Here is a 16,542-nt window from a genome sequence, read left to right on the forward strand (position 1 = left end):
CTACCGGAGCGGAAGACACACCCACATTGGCGGGCGCGTTACCGTGCGTCCGCGCCTCCGCCCAGCACCTTGAACAACGTCACCCGGTTGCCCGCTTCCTGCTGCTGCAGGGCGATCAGGTCCTGCTGCGCGGCATACAGGCTGCGCTGCGCGTCCAACGACTGCAGATAGCCATCCAGTCCGGTGCGGTAGCGTGCCTCGGCCAGCGTGTAGCTGCGCTGGCTGGCGGCCACCAACGCGCGTTGCGCATCGATCTGCGCGGCCAGGTGATCACGCGTGGCCAGCGCATCGGCCACTTCGCTGAAGGCCTGCTGGATCGCCTTCTCGTACTGCGCGATGCCGATGTCCTTGCCGATCTTCGAGGCATCCAGCGACGCCTTCAGTGCGCCGGCATGGAAGATCGGCGCGGTGATGCTGGGCACGAACGACCAGCCACGGGTGCCGGCCGAGAACAGCGTCGACAACGCGGTGGAGCTGTGCCCGTAGTTGGCAGTCAACGTCAGCGTCGGGAAGAATGCAGCGCGCGCGGCACCGATATCGGCGTTGGCTGCCTGCAACGCATGCTCAGCGGACAGCACGTCCGGGCGCTGCAGCAACACGCTGGAGGGCAGGTTGGCGGGCAGCGGTGCCAGCGCGACGCTGCCTTCCAGCACCTGCGTTGTCGGCAGCAGGGCCGGATCCAGCGGCGCCCCCGCCAACAGCTGCAATGCATCACGATCCTGCGCCTGCTGCGTCTGCAGCTTGGCGAGCGCGCCGCGCGCGGCTTCCACGCTGGTCTGCACCTGCGACAGGTCCAGGCCCGAGGCCAACCCCTGCGCATGGCGGGCCTCGGTGCGCTGCAGGGTCTGCTGCTGGCTGTCCAGGGTCTGTTGCGTGAATGCCAGCGACTGCCCATCGGCGGCCAGCGCCAGCCACGCCGTCGCCACTTCGGCGACCAGGCTGGTGCGCGCCGCGCGCTGGTTCTCGGCACTGGCCAGCCAGTTCTGCAGGGCCTCGTTCTTCAGGCTGCGGATGCGACCGAACAGGTCCAGCTCCCAGCTGCTGATGCCCACCTGCACCGCATCGGACTCGGTCACCTGGGTGGCCCCGGTCTCACTGTTGGCATCGCTGACCCGCGAGCGGGTGACACTGCCGCTGGCATCCACCGATGGCAGCAGCGCTGCACGCTGGATGCGGTACTGCGCCCGCTCCTTCTCCACCTGCAGCACGGCCACGCGCAGGTCGCGGTTGTTCTGCAGGGCCAGCGCGATCACCTGCTGCAGGCGCGGTTCGAGGAACACCTCACGCCATGCCGGCATCGCCAGCACAGGATCAGCTTCGCCGGTCGCTGCATTGCTGAACTGCATCGGCACCGGCGCCTCGGGCCGCTGGTAACGCGGCGCCATGCTCACGCAGCCACCGAGCACGGTGGTCATCGTCGCGGCCGTCAGGGCGCGCAGCAGCAACGGCTTCATGGGCTTGCCTCCAGGGCAATGGCTTGGGCCGCCGCGCGGCCCGGGAACATGCGGCGCACCAGCAGGTAGAACAACGGCACGAAGAACATGCCCAGCACCATCGAGGCAACCGTACCACCGGCCACGCCGGTACCCAGCGAACGGCGCGCAGCCGAACCGGCGCCGGTGGCGAACACCAGCGGCAGTACGCCCATCAGGAACGCCAGCGAGGTCATTACGATCGGCCGCAGCCGGAGATAGACGGCCTGCAGGATCGCTTCGCGGGTGCTCTTGCCCTGCTGTTCGAGGATGCGCGCGAACTCGACGATCAAGATGCCGTTCTTCGCTGCCAGACCAATCGTGGTCAACAGGCCGACCTGGAAGTACACATCGTTGTTGAGGCCACGCAGGTTCATCATCAGCACGGCACCGAACACGCCTACCGGCACGGCTAGCATCACCGCGAACGGCACCGCCCAGCTTTCATACAGCGCGGCCAGGCACAGGAACACGAACAGCAGCGAGATGGCATACAGCATCGGCGCCTGGTTGCCCGACAGCTGTTCCTGGTAGGCCATGTCCGACCAGGCGTGGCTGAAGCCTTCCGGCAGTGTGTCGGCCAGGCGCGCGATCTCGGCCATCGCCTCGCCGGAGCTGACACCCGGCGCCGGTTGGCCGGTGATTTCCATCGCCGAGATGCCGTTGTAGCGCTGCAGCGCGGCCGGTGCGCTGGTCCAGTGGGTGCTGACCAGCGACGACAGCGGCACCATCTGCCCGGCCTGGTTGCGCACGCTCCAGCGCTCGATGTCCTGCGGCTGCATGCGTGCTTCGGCGGTGCCCTGGATGAACACCTTCTTGATGCGGCCCTTGTAGATGAAGTTGTTGACGAAGTCGCCGCCCAGCGCCGCGTTCAAGGTGTCATTGATGTCCTGCGGGCTCACGCCCATCGCCTGCGCCTTGGCGTCGTCCACCTTCACCGCATACACCGGTGCATCTTCCAGGCTGGCATAGCGCACGTTGACCAGCCTCGGATCCTTGGCAGCTTCCTTCAGCAGGGTGTTGCGCGCGGCCACCGCGGCCGCATGGCCGGCACCGCCTTCGTCCTGCAGTTCCAGGGTGAATCCGCCCGCATCACCCAGGCCGAGGATGGCCGGTGGCGAGGTGATGAACACCTGTGCATCGGGCACGCTGGCCATGGCTGTAGTCAAGCGCGCGGCGATGGTATCGGCATCATCCTTGCGGTCATCCCAATCCTTCAGGCGGATGAAGGCCTGACCGACGTTCTGGCCGCTGCCGGTCACGCTGAAACCGGCGGTGGCCTGGATCGACAGAACGCTGTCGTCCTTCACCGCGGCGGCACTCAGGCGATCCATCACCGCCCGCGTCTGCTCCAGCGTGGAACCGGCCGGCAGCTTCACCAGCGCGTTGAGCATGCCCTGGTCCTCATCAGGCAGGAATGCACCCGGCAGGTGCCATAGCAGCAGGCCGGTGGCCACGCTCAGCACCAGGTAGAACACCACGCCCAGCGTGCGCCGGCCGAGGAATCCATCCACCCGACGACGCAGGCCGTTGGAGGTGCGTTCGAAGCGGTGATTGAACCAGATGAAGAACTTGCCCAGCAGGCTCGGTTCGCCGCCGTGGTCTCCATGCGGGTGGCCGCCCTTGGGGATCTGATGCAGGATGCTGCCGCACAGCGCGGGGGTGATGGTCATCGCCACCAGCACCGACAGGATCATCGCTGCAGCAATCGTCACCGAGAACTGGCGGTAGATCACGCCGGTGACACCGCTGAAGAACGCCATCGGCAGGAACACCGCGGTCAGCACCAGCACGATGCCGACCAGCGCGCCGGTGATCTGGCCCATCGCCTTGAGTGTGGCCGGCTTCGGCGCCAGCCCTTCGAAGGTCATCACCCGCTCCACGTTCTCCACCACCACGATGGCATCGTCCACCAGCAGGCCGATGGCCAGCACCAGTGCGAACATGGTCAGCGTGTTGATCGAATAGCCGAACGCGGCCAGCACGCCGAACGTGCCCAGCAGCACCACCGGCACCGCGATGGTCGGGATCAGGGTGGCGCGCCAGTTCTGCAGGAACAGGTACATCACCAGCACCACCAGGATGATCGCCTCGATCAGGGTGATCACCACTTCCTTCAGCGAGATGGTCACGAACGGCGTGGTGGTGAAGGCCACGTGGGCGGTGTAGCCATGCGGCCAGTACTTCTGCAGCTGCTGAAGCCGTGCATCGATGGCCTTGGAGACGGCGATCGCGTTCGCACCGGCATTGAGTTCAATGCCCAGCGAGGCCGACGGCTTGCCGTTGAAGGTGCTGATGCTGTCGTAGCTCTCCGGCCCCAGGCCGATCGTCGCCACGTCGCCCAGGTGCACCACGCTGCCGTTGGCGTCAGCCTTGAGCACCACCTGCGCGAACTGCTCGGGCGTGTGCAGGCGGCTGCGCGCGGTCACCGTGGCGTCGAGCTGCTGGCCCTTCAGCGCCGGCTGGCCGCCGAGTTCACCGGCCGACACGTCGGTGTTCTGCGCCTGCAGTGCGGTCTCGATGTCCGACGGCATCAGTGCGTACTGGCGCATCTTCTCCGGATCCAGCCAGATCCGCATGGCGTACTCCTGGCCGATCGGCTGGATGTTGCCGACACCGCTGACGCGGCTGATCTGGTCGTCGATGCGCGCTTCCATGAAGTTGGCGACATCGAAGTTGTCCATGCTGCCGTCTTCGCTGGTGAACGACAGCACCTCGAAGATCGAACCACTGGACTTGGTGATGGTCAGGCCGTTCTGCTGCACCGCCTGCGGCAGCGTGGCCATGGCGGCCTGCAGCTGGTTCTGCACCTGCACCTGCGCCGTATCCGGATTGGTGCCGGTGGCGAACACCAGATTCACCTGCGCCGAGCCGTCCGAGGCACTGGTCGAGGTCATGTACATCAGGTGATCGAGGCTCTGCTGCGACTGCTCGATGACCTGGGTGACCGCGTTTTCCACGGTCTGCGACGAGGCACCGGTGTAGGTGGCGCGGATGGTGATGGTGGGCGGAGCGATCTGCGGGTAGCGGTCCACCGGCAGGATCAGGATCGCAAGCAGGCCGAGCAGGCTGACCGCGATGGCGATCACCCAGGCGAAGATCGGCCGGTCGATGAAGAAACGAACCATGTGCGGCAGGCCTCAGTGCGACTTTTCGTCGGTGTTGCCGTTCGGGTCGACCGCCGGCATCGCGGCCAGCTGTACCGTGGTGGCCGCCACTGCCTTCACCTGCTGGCCCAGCGATACCGCGCTGCCGTTGCTGACGATCACCCGTTCGCCGGCCTTGAGGCCATCGGTGATCTGCCACTGGTTGCCGACCACCTGGCCGGTGCTGACCCGGCGCTCGACCACATGATCCCTGGCGTCGAGCAGGCGCAGCAGCGGCTCGCCGCGCTCGTTGCGCATCACCGCCTTCTGCGGCACCAGCAGCGCGCGCGCGTCGGTGGCCATCGGCAGCACCGCCTTCAGGTACATGCCGGGCAGCAACAGACCGTCCGGGTTCGGGATGACCGCGCGCAGCACCACGTTGCCGGTGCCCGGATCAACCGCGCTGCCAACGAACTCCAGGGTGCCCTCATGCGCATAGGTGCTGCCGTCCTCCAGCAGCACCTTCACCTGTACCTTGCCATCGATGGCCTTCACCAGGCCGGCATCGAGCTGCTTGCGCAGCGCCAGCATCTGCGTGCTGGACTGGGTGACATCCAGGTACACCGGGTCCAGCCGCTGGATGGTGGTCAGCGCGGCATCCTGCCCGGCCGCGACCAGCGCACCAGCGGTCACGCTGGAAGTGCCAATGCGACCGTCGATGGGCGCGGTCACCCGCGTGTAGTCAAGGTTGATGCGGGCGGCCTGCAATGCAGCGCGCGCGGCAATCACGTTGGCCTGCGCCTGCTTCAGCGCCGAGGTGGCGTCGTCGGCATCCTGCTTGCTGGCCGCATCCATGCTCACCAGCGCGCGGGTGCGCTCGGCCTTGGGCTGTGCCGACAACACGGTGGCCTCGGCCTGCGCCAGCTGCCCGCGCGCGGTATCGAAAGCAGCCTGGTACGGCGCCGGGTCGACCTGATACAGCAGCTGCCCTGCCTTGACCTGCTGGCCTTCGGTGAACAGACGCTGGCGGATCAGGCCGCCGATCTGCGGCCGCACCTCGGAGATCTCGAACGGCACGGCGCGGCCGGGCAAGGTCTGCTGCAGTGCCAGCGGCTGCGCGCTGGCGGTGATGACGCCCACTTCGGGCATGGCCGGGGCTTCAGTCCTGCCCGCCGAACAGGCCGCCAGGGCCAGCAGCAGGGGCAGCAGCAGGGGACGCGGGGAACGGGACAGCGGGCGCAGGAGGGACATGGGGGGCGTGGGGGGCCTTGCGTGGACCCGTGCACGCTGCCGTGGAACTGTGCAGAGAATATGGAGATTGTGCGACCGGCTCAGCTGGCGCTTGCTTTCGGCGCCGCATGCGCCGCTAATGGCCTCCGCGATGGCGAAGATTCGACTCAAATTCGGCCTGACCGCGAAGACCTTCCTCGCGATCTTCACCGCCTGCCTGCTGGTGCTGGCAGTGAACGGTATTGCCAGCCGCGTGGCCTTCCAGACCGGCTTCCTGGACTACCTCAACGACCAGGGCGACCTGCGCATGCAGCGGCTGATGCCACACCTGCAGCGCGAGTACCGCGAGCACGGTGGCTGGGAGCATCTGCATGGTGATGGCGACCGCTGGGCGCGGTTGCTGCGCCCGGATCTGGCCCATGGGCACGAAGGACCGGTGCCGCCGCTGTCCGACCAGACCGGCGTGCCCTCGCGTCTGGGCCTGTTCGATGCGCAGCACCGCTTCGTGGCCGGCAACCCCGACGCCACCAGCGATGACGAGCCGCACGCGGTGCAGGTGGACGGGCAGACCGTAGGTTGGCTGGGCATGGTCCCCTTCCAGACCGTCATCGCCACCAACGACCTGAATTTCTACAACACCCAGGTGCGTGCCTGGTGGGTGATCGGCATTGCACTACTGCTGGTGACGGTACTGCTGGCCTGGCTGGTATCGCGTGCGCTGCGCAAGCGCCTGGCCAAGCTGGCCGCGGCCACGCACCGGCTGGCCGCCGGTGACTACGCCACCCGCATCGAGCGCACCAGCGACGATGAGCTGGACGCACTGGTCAACGACTTCAACCGGATGGCGCAGGCGCTGGACGATACCGAGCGCAACCGCCGCGCCTTCATTGCCGACATCTCGCATGAACTGCGCACGCCGCTGGCGGTGGTGCGCGCCGAGCTGGAGGCGATCGAAGATGGCATCCGTCCGCTGGACCGCGCCAACCTGGTGGGCCTGCAGGGCGAGATCCACCAGCTGGGCAAGCTGATCGACGACCTGCACGACCTGTCGATGACCCAGTCCGGCGGCCTGGCGTACCGCTTCGCGCCACTGGACCTGGTGGCGCTGCTTCGCAGCGAACTCAATGGCATGCGCGTGCGCTTTGCCAATGCAGGCCTGGCGCTGGAAGAAGATCTGCCCGCCACGCCGTTGCAGGTGTCCGGTGACGAACGGCGCCTGCAGCAGGTGCTGGCCAACCTGCTGGAAAATGCACTGCGCTACACCCACGCCGGTGGCCGCGTACTCGTGCAGGCAGCGCGCGTGCCTGCCGGCCTGCAGCTGATCGTGGAAGACACCGCGCCGGGTGTGCCGGCCGACAAGTGCGCGCTGCTGTTCGAACGCTTCTACCGCGTGGAAAGTTCGCGCAACCGCGCCAGTGGCGGCAGCGGGCTGGGCCTGGCCATCAGCCACAACATCATCCTGGCCCACCACGGCGTCATCCACGCCGAGCCCTCGCCACTGGGCGGGCTGCGCGTGGTCATCACCCTGCCGGAGCCTGCATGAGCACGTCGCCCGCCACGTCCGCGAAGATCCTGATCGTCGAGGACAAGCCACGCCTGGCCTCGGTACTGCGCGACTACCTGGCCGCTGCCGGCATGGCCAGCGAGTGGGTGGACGACGGTGGCCAGGTGATCGAGGCGTTCGCGCGCTACCAGCCCGACCTGGTGCTGCTGGACCTGATGCTGCCGCAGCGCGACGGCGTGGACCTGTGCCGCGAACTGCGCGCCGGCAGCGATGTGCCGGTCATCATGGTCACCGCACGGGTGGAAGAGATCGACCGCCTGCTGGGCCTGGAGATCGGTGCCGACGACTACATCTGCAAGCCGTTCAGTCCGCGTGAAGTGGTCGCTCGGGTGATGGCGGTGCTGCGCCGCTACCGCCCGGACCCCGGTGCGCGCGCCAACGGCGGCCTGCACATCGACGAGCCGGCCGCACGCGCCACCTGGAACGGCAAGGGCCTGGACCTGACCCCGGTGGAATACCGCCTGCTGCGCACGCTGCTGGCCACGCCGGGCCGGATCTGGGCGCGCGATGAACTGCTCGACCGGCTGTACCTGGACCATCGCGTGGTGGTCGACCGCACCGTCGACAGCCATGTGCGCAACCTGCGCCGCAAGCTGGCCGACGCCGGCATGGAAGGCGAACCGATCCGTTCGGTGTACGGCATGGGCTACAGCTACGAGCCGTGATCGCGTTCGCCTGGCTTGGCCCGGCAGGCGCAGTGTGTTCGATCTGCGCTACATTCGAGAACGCTCGACATCAACGAATCACGACTGCATGGACGACATCCACCCGATCGCGCCGGACAAGCGCGCCGCCATTCTTTCCACCCTCGCCGACATCGAACAGCGCCACGATGTGCGTGTGCTGCTGGCCTGCGAATCCGGCAGCCGCGGCTGGGGTTTTTCCTCGCCGGACAGCGACTACGACGCGCGCTTCATCTACGTGCATCGCCAGCCGTGGTATCTCACCGTCAACGAGAGCACCGGCCCCGATGAAGCACAGCGCGATGTGATCGAACTGCCGATCGACGATGAACTCGACGTCAGCGGCTGGGACCTGCGCAAAGCGCTGCGCCTGGTTTCAAAATCCAATCCGACACTGATCGAGTGGCTGCGCTCGCCGATCATCTACCAGCAGGATCACACCGCGGTGTCGCAGCTGTGGAAGGCAGCTGAGTCGTTCCATTCACCACTGGGCACGTGGTGGCACTACTTCAACATGGCGCGCTCGAACCATCGCGGCTACCTGCGTGGCGAAACGGTACGCACCAAGAAGTACCTGTACGTGCTGCGCCCACTGCTGGCCTGCCAGTGGATCGAACACGAGCAGACACCCCCGCCGATGGCCTTCGAGGATCTGCTGGACCGGCTGCTGCCACATGGCCCGGTGCGTGAAGCCATCGATGCCCTGCTGGTGGTGAAACGCGCCAGTGCCGAGGTCAGTGCCGGACCGCGCATCGCGGCGATCAGCGATTTCATCGATCGTGAGCTGGCCGCCCGCGTCGAGCAGGCCCCGCATCTGCCCGCTGGGCAGGGCGACAGCACCTGGCTGGACGCGCTGTTCCGGCAGATGCTGGCCGAGCACGCGCCGGCCTGAGCGGTTGCACACGTTTCTGGTAGCTGCCGACCTTGGTCGGCACCGAGATCACCATCCACGCATGGCGTGGATCTACTGCGTATCCGCGCGGCCCCAGGGCGGTACCTCCCCCAGCGGACGCACGCGTATCATCGTCGCGAATGGCCTGATTTCCGGAGACACCGATGAACCCGCTGCGCCCCTTCCGCGACAAGATGCCCGTCCTCGGCGAGCGCGTGTACATCGACCCGGCCTGCACCGTCATCGGCGACGTGGACCTGGCCGACGACGTGTCGGTGTGGCCGGGCACGGTCATCCGCGGTGATGTCAATTACGTGCGCATCGGTGCGCGCACCAACGTGCAGGACGGCACCATCATCCATGTCAGCCACCACAGCCCGTACAACAAGGCCGGTTACCCGACCCTGATCGGCGAGGGCGTGACCGTCGGCCACGGCTGCATCATCCATGCCTGCACCATCGGCGATTACAGCCTGATCGGCATGGGCGCCTGCATCCTCGACGGTGCCCGCGTTGAACGCCACGGCTTCGTCGGTGCCGGCGCGGTGATCGGCCCCGGCAAGGTGGTGGGCGAAGGCGAGCTGTGGGTCGGTAACCCGGCCCGGCCGGCGCGGACGCTGAGCGACAAGGAGATCGAGTCGCTGCACTATTCGGCCGACCACTACGTGCGCCTGAAGGACGAGTACCGGGGCTGAGCAGCCAACGCCGCCACGCGGCTCTGCTAAAGTCTGGGCCCGACCAGGACCTGTCGAGATCCCCCCATGCCTGTGGTTGCCCGCCGGAGAGGACTCCGGCGCCCACAACGAAGGCCATCGCGCTGATGGCCGCACCGATGCTCGATACCTACCGTGAGGTGGTGACGCCGGAGGGCGTGCTGCTTCAATTGCCGGTAGCCGGGCCGCTGCCGCGGGCCATGGCGTGGCTGGTCGATCTTGGCGTGCGCATCGCGGTACTGGTGCTCATGGCAATCCCGCTGGCGGTGCTGGACGAATTCGGCTCCGGCCTCAACCTGGTGCTGATGTTCCTGGTCTACTGGGTCTACCCGATCGTGTGCGAGGCGCTGTGGGGCCGCACGCTGGGCAAGCGCGCGCTGGGCCTGCGCGTGCTGTCCCGCGATGGCGCGCCCGTGGGCTGGATGGCGGCGATCACCCGCAACCTGCTGCGTACGGTGGACATGCTGCCGTTTGGCTATGCACTGGGCCTGGTCAGCAGCCTGTTCGATCCGCACGGCCGCCGCCTCGGCGACCTGGTGGCCGGCACCGTGGTGGTACACGCGCCTGTACCGTACCTGCCGCCGCCCCCCACCATCGACAGCGTGCTGGCCCCACCGCAGCCGCTGCGGCTGGAAGAGCAGGCCGCGCTGATGGCCTTCGCCGAGCGCGCCCCACGTCTGTCCGCGCCCCGCCAGCAGGAGTTGGCCGGCATTGCCGAACCCCTGACCGGCAGCCTGGGCCAGATCGGTGTGCTGCGCCTGTATGCAATGGCCAACTGGCTGCTGGGGCGGCGATGAAACAGGAACAGTTCGTCGCCCGCTACCACCAGGAATGGGAGGAGCTGGAACAGTGGCTGCTGCTGCGTGCCGGCGCCTCCCGCCGCGCGCGCCGCAAGGCCAGCGGCCTGGCACTGGACGATACCGCCGTCCCGCAACGCTATCGACGCCTGTGCCAGCAGCTGGCGCTGGCCCGCGAGCGCGGCTACAGCCCGCAGCTGGTCCAGCGCCTGCAGCAGCTGATGCAGCAGGGCCACAGCGTGCTGTACCGCACACGGCCGACGCGCTGGCGCGCCGCGCTGGAATTCCTGGTGGCCGACTTCCCGCTGCTCGTGCGCAGCCAGGCACGCAGCATGTGGGTAGCGCTGGCGATGTTCGCGCTGCCGGCGATCGCCTGCTTCGTGCTTGCACAGGTCCATCCGGACCTGATCCACACGCTGATGGACAACCGCCAGATCGCCGCGATGGAGCGCATGTACGACCCTGCTGCCGAACGACTGGGCCGCGACAGCGGCACCGACTGGATGATGTTCGGCCACTACATCCTCAACAACATCAGCATTGCCCTGCGCACCTTCGCCAGCGGCCTGCTGGCCGGGCTGGGCACGCTGCTGGTGCTGCTGTTCAACGGCGTAACCATCGGTGCGGTGGCCGGCCACCTGCAGCACATCGGGCACGGTGGACCGTTCTGGCGCTTCGTGGTCGGCCATGGCGCATTCGAGCTGACCGCGATCGTGATCGCCGGCGGTGCCGGCCTGCAGCTGGGCATGAAACTGCTGGCACCGGGCCGGCGCAGCCGCCTGGATGCGCTGGTCGACGGTGGCCGCATCGGTGCCCGGCTGTGCCTGGGCGTGGCGTTCATGCTGCTGGTCGCGGCCTTCATCGAAGCGTTCTGGTCGTCGATCGCCGAAGTCCCCGCATGGATCAAGTTCAGCGTCGCCGGAGTGCTCTGGGCCGGCGTGCTGCTGTGGCTGTGGCGTGGCGGGCGTGGAGACGGCCATGCGCATTGACCGCCTGGACGTGGTGCTGCGTGCACGCAGCGGCTGGGAAGCGATGGAGCTGGGCACTGCCCTCTCCCGCCGCCATGCGCGCGCAGTGTGGGGCAGCTGGCTGCTGGCCAGTGCCCCCTTGTTCGTGATCTTCAACGTGCTGGGAGGGTGGCTGGATGCCTTCGGCTGGGCCTGGCTGGCGATGTGGTGGTGCAAGCCGTTGTTCGAGCGTGCGCCGCTGTATGTGCTGTCGCGCGGCATCTTCGGCGAACCGGTCAGCACGCTTTCGGCCCTGCGTGCGCAGCGCCACTGGGGCAACACCGGTTTCTGGGGCTACCTTGGCTGGCGTCGCTTCAGCGTGCTGCGCAGCCTGTGCCTGCCGGTGAACCTGCTGGAAGGCAACGCACCGGGCCAGCGCGGTCCACGCCGCCGTGCGGTGGCGGCTGGCGCCGCAGGTGCGGCGACAGTGCTGACCGTGACCTGCATGGCGTTCGAAGCGGTGCTGGTGTCCGGTGCCATCGGTGCAGTGTTCATGTTCATGCCACTGGACCTGATGTCCGAATCCTGGCGCGCGGCGTGGGACATGATCGGCAAGGACACGCCCGCATGGGCACGCTTCGGTTTCAATCTGGCCTGCTGGCTGGCCTCGGCGCTGATCGGCCCGTTCTTCGTCGGTGCGGGCTTTGGCCTGTACTTGAACCGGCGTACGCAGATGGAAGCCTGGGACGTCGAGATCGCCCTGCGCCGCCTGCGCGATCGCCTGCTGCCGGCGGCATCGACGCTGGCCCTGCTGCTGTGCCTGGCACTGCCGCTGGTCTCCGCACCGGTGCACGCGCAGGACGCAGATGCCGAGCCCGAACGCGCAATGGGCAAACCCAGCGCCAGCGGCATTGCCGCCGAAGAGGACGACGAAGAGCCGACCATCGACCCGGCCAACACGCCGGCCACCATCTTCGGTGGCACGCCGGTGGACACTGCCGGTTTCCGCCAGGCGGTGAATCGCGCCTACGAGGATCCGCTGCAGCGCCCGACCCGCCAGGTCACCCACTGGAAGCCGATCGAACAGGCCGAGGAAAAAAAGAAGGAAGACAAGCAGCTGCAGAGTGACAGCAGCGCCCGGGGCGAACGCAAGGCCCGCAAGGATGGCATCGCCTGGCTGGCACGGTTGGCCGAGTGGGGCCTGTGGGGCCTGCTCGGCGTCCTGCTGCTGGTGCTGCTGCTGACGGCGCGGATGTGGTTGCCCTGGCTGCGCGGCAGCGGCCGGCGCAAGGCCGATGCACCACCGCAGGTGATGGAGGAACAGGTGGAACTGCCCGTGGTGCTGCCGCCGGACGTGGCCACGCAGGCCGGCCTGCTCTGGGACCAGGGCCGACCCCGCCAGGCGCTGGCCCTGCTCTACCGTGCCAGCGTGGGTACCGTGGGGGAACGCAGTGGCATCGCGCTGCCCCCCGGCGCCACCGAAGCACAGTGCCTGCGCGCATCGCGACGCATGCCTGACGCCACCGACCGTGACCTGTTCGCGCGCATCGTCCGCATGTGGCAGTACGCGGCCTACGGTGGCCGCCTGCCCAGCCGCAGCGATTTCGACGCACTGGCCGCAGCGCTGCGCCAGCAGTACGGGTGGCAGGCATGAGCCCGCGCCTGTTCTGGTCGTTGCTTCTGGGCGTGCTGGTTCTGTTCGGCGTGCCGCTGACCATCCTCTACCTGCGCACGCATGAGCGCGTGACCGAGACCATCCGGCTGCCGCCGCAGGGCGAAGCCGGCTACAACCCGCTGTACGTGCTTGGCCAGGCCCTGCGTGCCGACGGCATCGACGTGCATTCGCTGCCCCGGCTGGAACTGCAGCAGATGACGCTGGGGCCGCACGACACGGTGGTGCTGCTGCAGGACAGCAGCGAGCTGCCGCCGCCCGTCGCCAACGCCCTGCTGGATTGGGTCGAGGATGGCGGCCACCTGCTGGTACGCACACCGCCGCCGGCCGAGGACGATGCCGGCAGCACGCAGGGGCCGCTGCTGGACCGGCTGGGCGTGGACAGCCTGTTCCAGCGCAGCGACTGCCAACCCTTCCATGTCGACGATGATCCGGGCCACGTTGAATTCTGCGGTGGCCGCCGTTTCACCCTGGGCTTTGCGGCCAGTGCGCAGGCCGAACGCCGTTGGGGCGGTGATCGCGATCTCGTGTTCGCACGCCTCCGCCATGGCCAGGGCAAGGTGAGCGTGCTGGCTGACATGGAGTTCATGCGCAGCGAGGTGGATTCACCGGCAGCGCGCCTGGCCTCGGCGGGCGGCAGGACCAGCGATGGCCTGCACGATGCTTCGCACCGCGACCTGACCCGCCATCTGCTGGACCCGAACTACGGCAAGGGTACGGTCTGGCTGATCTACGCCAGCCGTCCGCCATCGCTGTGGGCACGCGTCTTCTACCAGGGCTGGCCGCTGTGGGCGCCACTTCTGCTGGCCCTGCTGGGTTGGCTGTGGGGCCGCTCGCAGCGCTTCGGCAGCCTGCTGCCGTCACCGGTACTGGAACGCCGTTCGCTGCTGGAGCACGTGCGCGCCAGTGGTGAACTGCTGCTGCGTTTCGGCCACGGCGCGCGCCTGCACGACGCCGTGCTCGCCCTGTTCCTGCACCGCCTGCGCCTGCGCGCACCGATTGCCGCCGCACTGGACGGTGCGCCACGCGATCAGGCCATCGCCGAGCTGCTGAAGTGGCCGCAGGGCCGCGTTGCCAGCGCGCTCACACCGCCTCCGCCGCACGATTCCTCCGCCCTGCGCGAGCGCATCCGCTTGCTGCTCCAGATGAGATCCCTGCTATGACCGAAGTCCCCGAGCTGCCGGCGGCCGCCGATGCCCGCCTGATCGAACGCGTCGATGCCATCCGCGAGGCCGTCGGCCGCGCCTTCATCGGCCAGGCCGACGTGCTGGACCAGATTCTGGTGGCCCTGCTGGCAGGTGGCCACGTGCTGATCGAGGGCGTGCCGGGGCTGGGCAAGACCCTGCTGGTGCGCGCGCTGGCGCAGGCGATGGAGCTGGACTATGGGCGCGTGCAGTTCACCCCCGACCTGATGCCCAGCGACGTCAGCGGCCACGCCGTGTACGACCCGAAGAGCGAGAGCTTCAAGATCCGCCGTGGCCCGGTGTTCACCAACCTGCTGCTGGCCGATGAGATCAACCGCGCGCCGGCCAAGACCCAGTCGGCGCTGCTGGAAGTGATGCAGGAAGGCCAAGTGACCATCGAAGGCAAGGCCTTCGCCCTGGCGCCACCGTTCATGGCGCTGGCCACCCAGAACCCGCTGGAACAGGAAGGCACCTACCCGCTGCCGGAAGCCCAGTTGGACCGCTTCCTGCTGAAAGTGCTGATCGACTACCCGCAGCTGGAGGACGAGAAGCGCATGGTGACCGCGATCACCAGCGGCCGCGCTGCCAGCGATTTCGACCTGAGCCAGGTGCCGCGCGTGCTCGGTGCCGGCGAGCTGCTGGAACTGCAGCGTGCTACTGCGGCGATCACCGTCGATGACGAAGTGATTGACTACGCGGTACGCATCGTTGCCGCCACCCGGCAGTGGCCGGGAATCGCGGTCGGCGCCGGTCCGCGCGGCAGCATCGCGCTGGTGCGTGCCGCGCGCGCGCAGGCGGTACTGGCCGGTCGTGATTTCGTCACTCCGGATGATGTGCGCGACATCGCCCGCCCGGCGCTGCGCCACCGCATCGCGCTGGCCCCGGAACTGCAGATCGAGGGCCAGGACGCCGACGATGTGCTGGGCGCGCTGCTGGCCAAGGTGGAAGCGCCGCGCCGATGAGGCCGGCCCCGCTGCTGCTGGCGCTGCTGCTGGCCTGGGCCGCGCTGGGCGGCCTGGTGCTGGGCGACCTGCTGCCACGCTGGAGCTGGGCGCTGGCCGCGGTGGCCATCGCACTGCCTGCGCTGTTCGACCTGTGGCGGCAGACGCGACGTCCATCGCCGCAGATCCAGCGCGAACTGCCCGAAGCACTGGCACTGGGCGTGCGCCGCGAGGCTGCACTGCGATTGCAGGCAGACGCAGCGATGACGGTGCAGGTGTTCGACCTGGTGCCCGGCGGATGGCCGCTGGAATCGCTGCCGCAGCGCGTGCGCCTGCAGCCCGGTAGCGCCTCCACACTTCACTATCACCTGCAGCCGCTGCAGCGTGGGCGCTTCCGCTTCGACGGCGTGCATCTGCGCATGCGCTCGCCATGGCGGCTGTGGTGGCAGCAACGCACCCTGCCCCCCGCGCTGGACGTGCGGGTCTATCCGAACTTCGTGCCGCTCACCCGCTTCGCCCTGTTCAGCGCCGACCAGGCCTCGCGCCTGGTGGGTGCGCACGTGAAGCGTCGCCGCGGTGAAGGCACCGACTTCCACCAGATGCGCGAATACCGCGTGGGCGACAGCCTGCGCCAGCTCGACTGGAAGGCCACCGCACGGGCGCGCAAGCTGGTCTCGCGCGAGTACCAGGACGAGAAGAACCAGCAGCTGCTGCTGATGCTCGACAGTGGGCGACGCATGCTGGCCAGCGAAGGCGGCCTCTCGCATTTCGACCACGCCTTGAACGCCTCACTGGTGGTGGCGTACCTGGCATTGCGCCAGGGCGATGCCGCCGGCCTGTTCGCTGCCGGTGGCGAGCGCCGCTGGGTGGCGCCGCAGCGTGGCATGGGTACGGTCGAGCACCTGCTGCGTGCCAGCTACGACCTGCAGCCGCGCGCGGTGGCCACCGATTACCTGGCCGCCGCCACCGAGGTGTCGCTGCGCCAGCGCCGACGCGCGCTGGTGATGCTGGTCAGCAACGTGCGCGACGAAGACATCGAGGATCTGCTGGCGGCAGTGCGCCTGCTGCAGAAACTCCACCTGGTGTGCGTGGCCAGCCTGCGCGAGCGCGAACTGGATGCTGTCCTCGATGATGAGGTGCAGTCGCTGGAGGACGCCGCCCAGGCTGGCGCTGCGGCGCTGTACCTGCAGCAGCGCGCGAAGGCGCACGAGGCACTGCGCAGCGAGAAGGTGATGGTGCTGGACGTGACCGCCGATGCGCTGCCTGCTGCGCTGGTGGAGCGCTATCTGGCAGTGAAGCGCGAAGGGTTGCTCTGAAACCAGCAACGGTTGCCGGCCAACGGCCGGCACTACCCCCCTGCA

General features: G+C 68.1%; 13 protein-coding genes. 10 read left to right on the top strand and 3 right to left on the bottom strand.

Annotated elements, in window-relative coordinates; genetic code table 11:
* Window positions 1-38: 38 nt before the first annotated feature.
* The 3 genes from smeC to smeA are packed head-to-tail and all read right to left on the bottom strand — an operon-like array spanning window position 39 to window position 5,809.
* Window positions 39-1,454: a multidrug efflux transporter outer membrane subunit SmeC gene (gene smeC / locus EZ304_RS10360; RefSeq protein ID WP_142806978.1), complete on the bottom strand. Its 1,416-nt coding sequence runs from the start codon at window positions 1,452-1,454 to the stop codon at window positions 39-41.
* Window positions 1,451-4,600 carry a multidrug efflux RND transporter permease subunit SmeB gene (gene smeB / locus EZ304_RS10365; protein WP_142806979.1) on the bottom strand — a complete coding sequence of 1,050 codons (3,150 nt, stop codon included), beginning with the start codon at window positions 4,598-4,600 and terminating at the stop codon, window positions 1,451-1,453. The genes smeC and smeB overlap by 4 nt, the downstream gene beginning before the upstream one ends.
* A gap of 12 nt (window positions 4,601-4,612) precedes the next feature.
* The gene (gene smeA, locus EZ304_RS10370) at window positions 4,613-5,809 is read right to left on the bottom strand and encodes a multidrug efflux RND transporter periplasmic adaptor subunit SmeA (protein ID WP_142806980.1); all 1,197 of its coding nucleotides are present in this window, start codon (window positions 5,807-5,809) and stop codon (window positions 4,613-4,615) included.
* Between the two features lie 118 nt (window positions 5,810-5,927).
* Between smeA and baeS the strand changes: the two genes are divergently transcribed.
* The 10 genes from baeS (at window position 5,928) to EZ304_RS10420 (ending at window position 16,497) form a co-directional block, all read left to right on the top strand.
* On the top strand, window positions 5,928-7,331 hold the full coding sequence (baeS, locus tag EZ304_RS10375; protein ID WP_142806981.1) for a sensor histidine kinase efflux regulator BaeS: 1,404 nt from the start codon (window positions 5,928-5,930) through the stop codon (window positions 7,329-7,331).
* Complete coding sequence (locus tag EZ304_RS10380; RefSeq protein ID WP_142806982.1) at window positions 7,328-8,017, top strand: response regulator; 690 nt, start codon at window positions 7,328-7,330, stop codon at window positions 8,015-8,017. The genes baeS and EZ304_RS10380 overlap by 4 nt, the downstream gene beginning before the upstream one ends.
* Window positions 8,018-8,105: 88 nt before the next feature.
* Window positions 8,106-8,927 carry a nucleotidyltransferase domain-containing protein gene (locus EZ304_RS10385; RefSeq protein ID WP_142806983.1) on the top strand — a complete coding sequence of 274 codons (822 nt, stop codon included), beginning with the start codon at window positions 8,106-8,108 and terminating at the stop codon, window positions 8,925-8,927.
* Window positions 8,928-9,091: 164 nt separating this feature from the next.
* Window positions 9,092-9,622: a gamma carbonic anhydrase family protein gene (locus EZ304_RS10390; RefSeq protein WP_099551696.1), complete on the top strand. Its 531-nt coding sequence runs from the start codon at window positions 9,092-9,094 to the stop codon at window positions 9,620-9,622.
* Window positions 9,623-9,747: 125 nt separating this feature from the next.
* Window positions 9,748-10,437, top strand: coding sequence for an RDD family protein (locus EZ304_RS10395; RefSeq protein WP_099551697.1), 690 nt, complete (start codon window positions 9,748-9,750; stop codon window positions 10,435-10,437).
* Window positions 10,434-11,426 carry a stage II sporulation protein M gene (locus EZ304_RS10400; RefSeq protein ID WP_099551698.1) on the top strand — a complete coding sequence of 331 codons (993 nt, stop codon included), beginning with the start codon at window positions 10,434-10,436 and terminating at the stop codon, window positions 11,424-11,426. Before EZ304_RS10395 ends, EZ304_RS10400 begins: the two co-directional genes overlap by 4 nt.
* Window positions 11,416-13,038, top strand: a complete 1,623-nt coding sequence (locus EZ304_RS10405; RefSeq protein WP_142806984.1) for a DUF4129 domain-containing protein — start codon at window positions 11,416-11,418, stop codon at window positions 13,036-13,038. Before EZ304_RS10400 ends, EZ304_RS10405 begins: the two co-directional genes overlap by 11 nt.
* A complete protein-coding gene (locus EZ304_RS10410) occupies window positions 13,035-14,219 on the top strand; it encodes a DUF4350 domain-containing protein (protein ID WP_142806985.1) in 1,185 nt (394 codons plus the stop codon). Before EZ304_RS10405 ends, EZ304_RS10410 begins: the two co-directional genes overlap by 4 nt.
* Window positions 14,216-15,202, top strand: a complete 987-nt coding sequence (locus tag EZ304_RS10415; RefSeq protein ID WP_142806986.1) for an AAA family ATPase — start codon at window positions 14,216-14,218, stop codon at window positions 15,200-15,202. The genes EZ304_RS10410 and EZ304_RS10415 overlap by 4 nt, the downstream gene beginning before the upstream one ends.
* A complete protein-coding gene (locus EZ304_RS10420; protein WP_142806987.1) occupies window positions 15,199-16,497 on the top strand; it encodes a DUF58 domain-containing protein in 1,299 nt (432 codons plus the stop codon). Before EZ304_RS10415 ends, EZ304_RS10420 begins: the two co-directional genes overlap by 4 nt.
* Window positions 16,498-16,542: the final 45 nt, after the last annotated feature.

This window comes from Stenotrophomonas maltophilia (assembly GCF_006974125.1).
GTDB classification, from domain to species: Bacteria; Pseudomonadota; Gammaproteobacteria; order Xanthomonadales; family Xanthomonadaceae; genus Stenotrophomonas; species Stenotrophomonas maltophilia_O.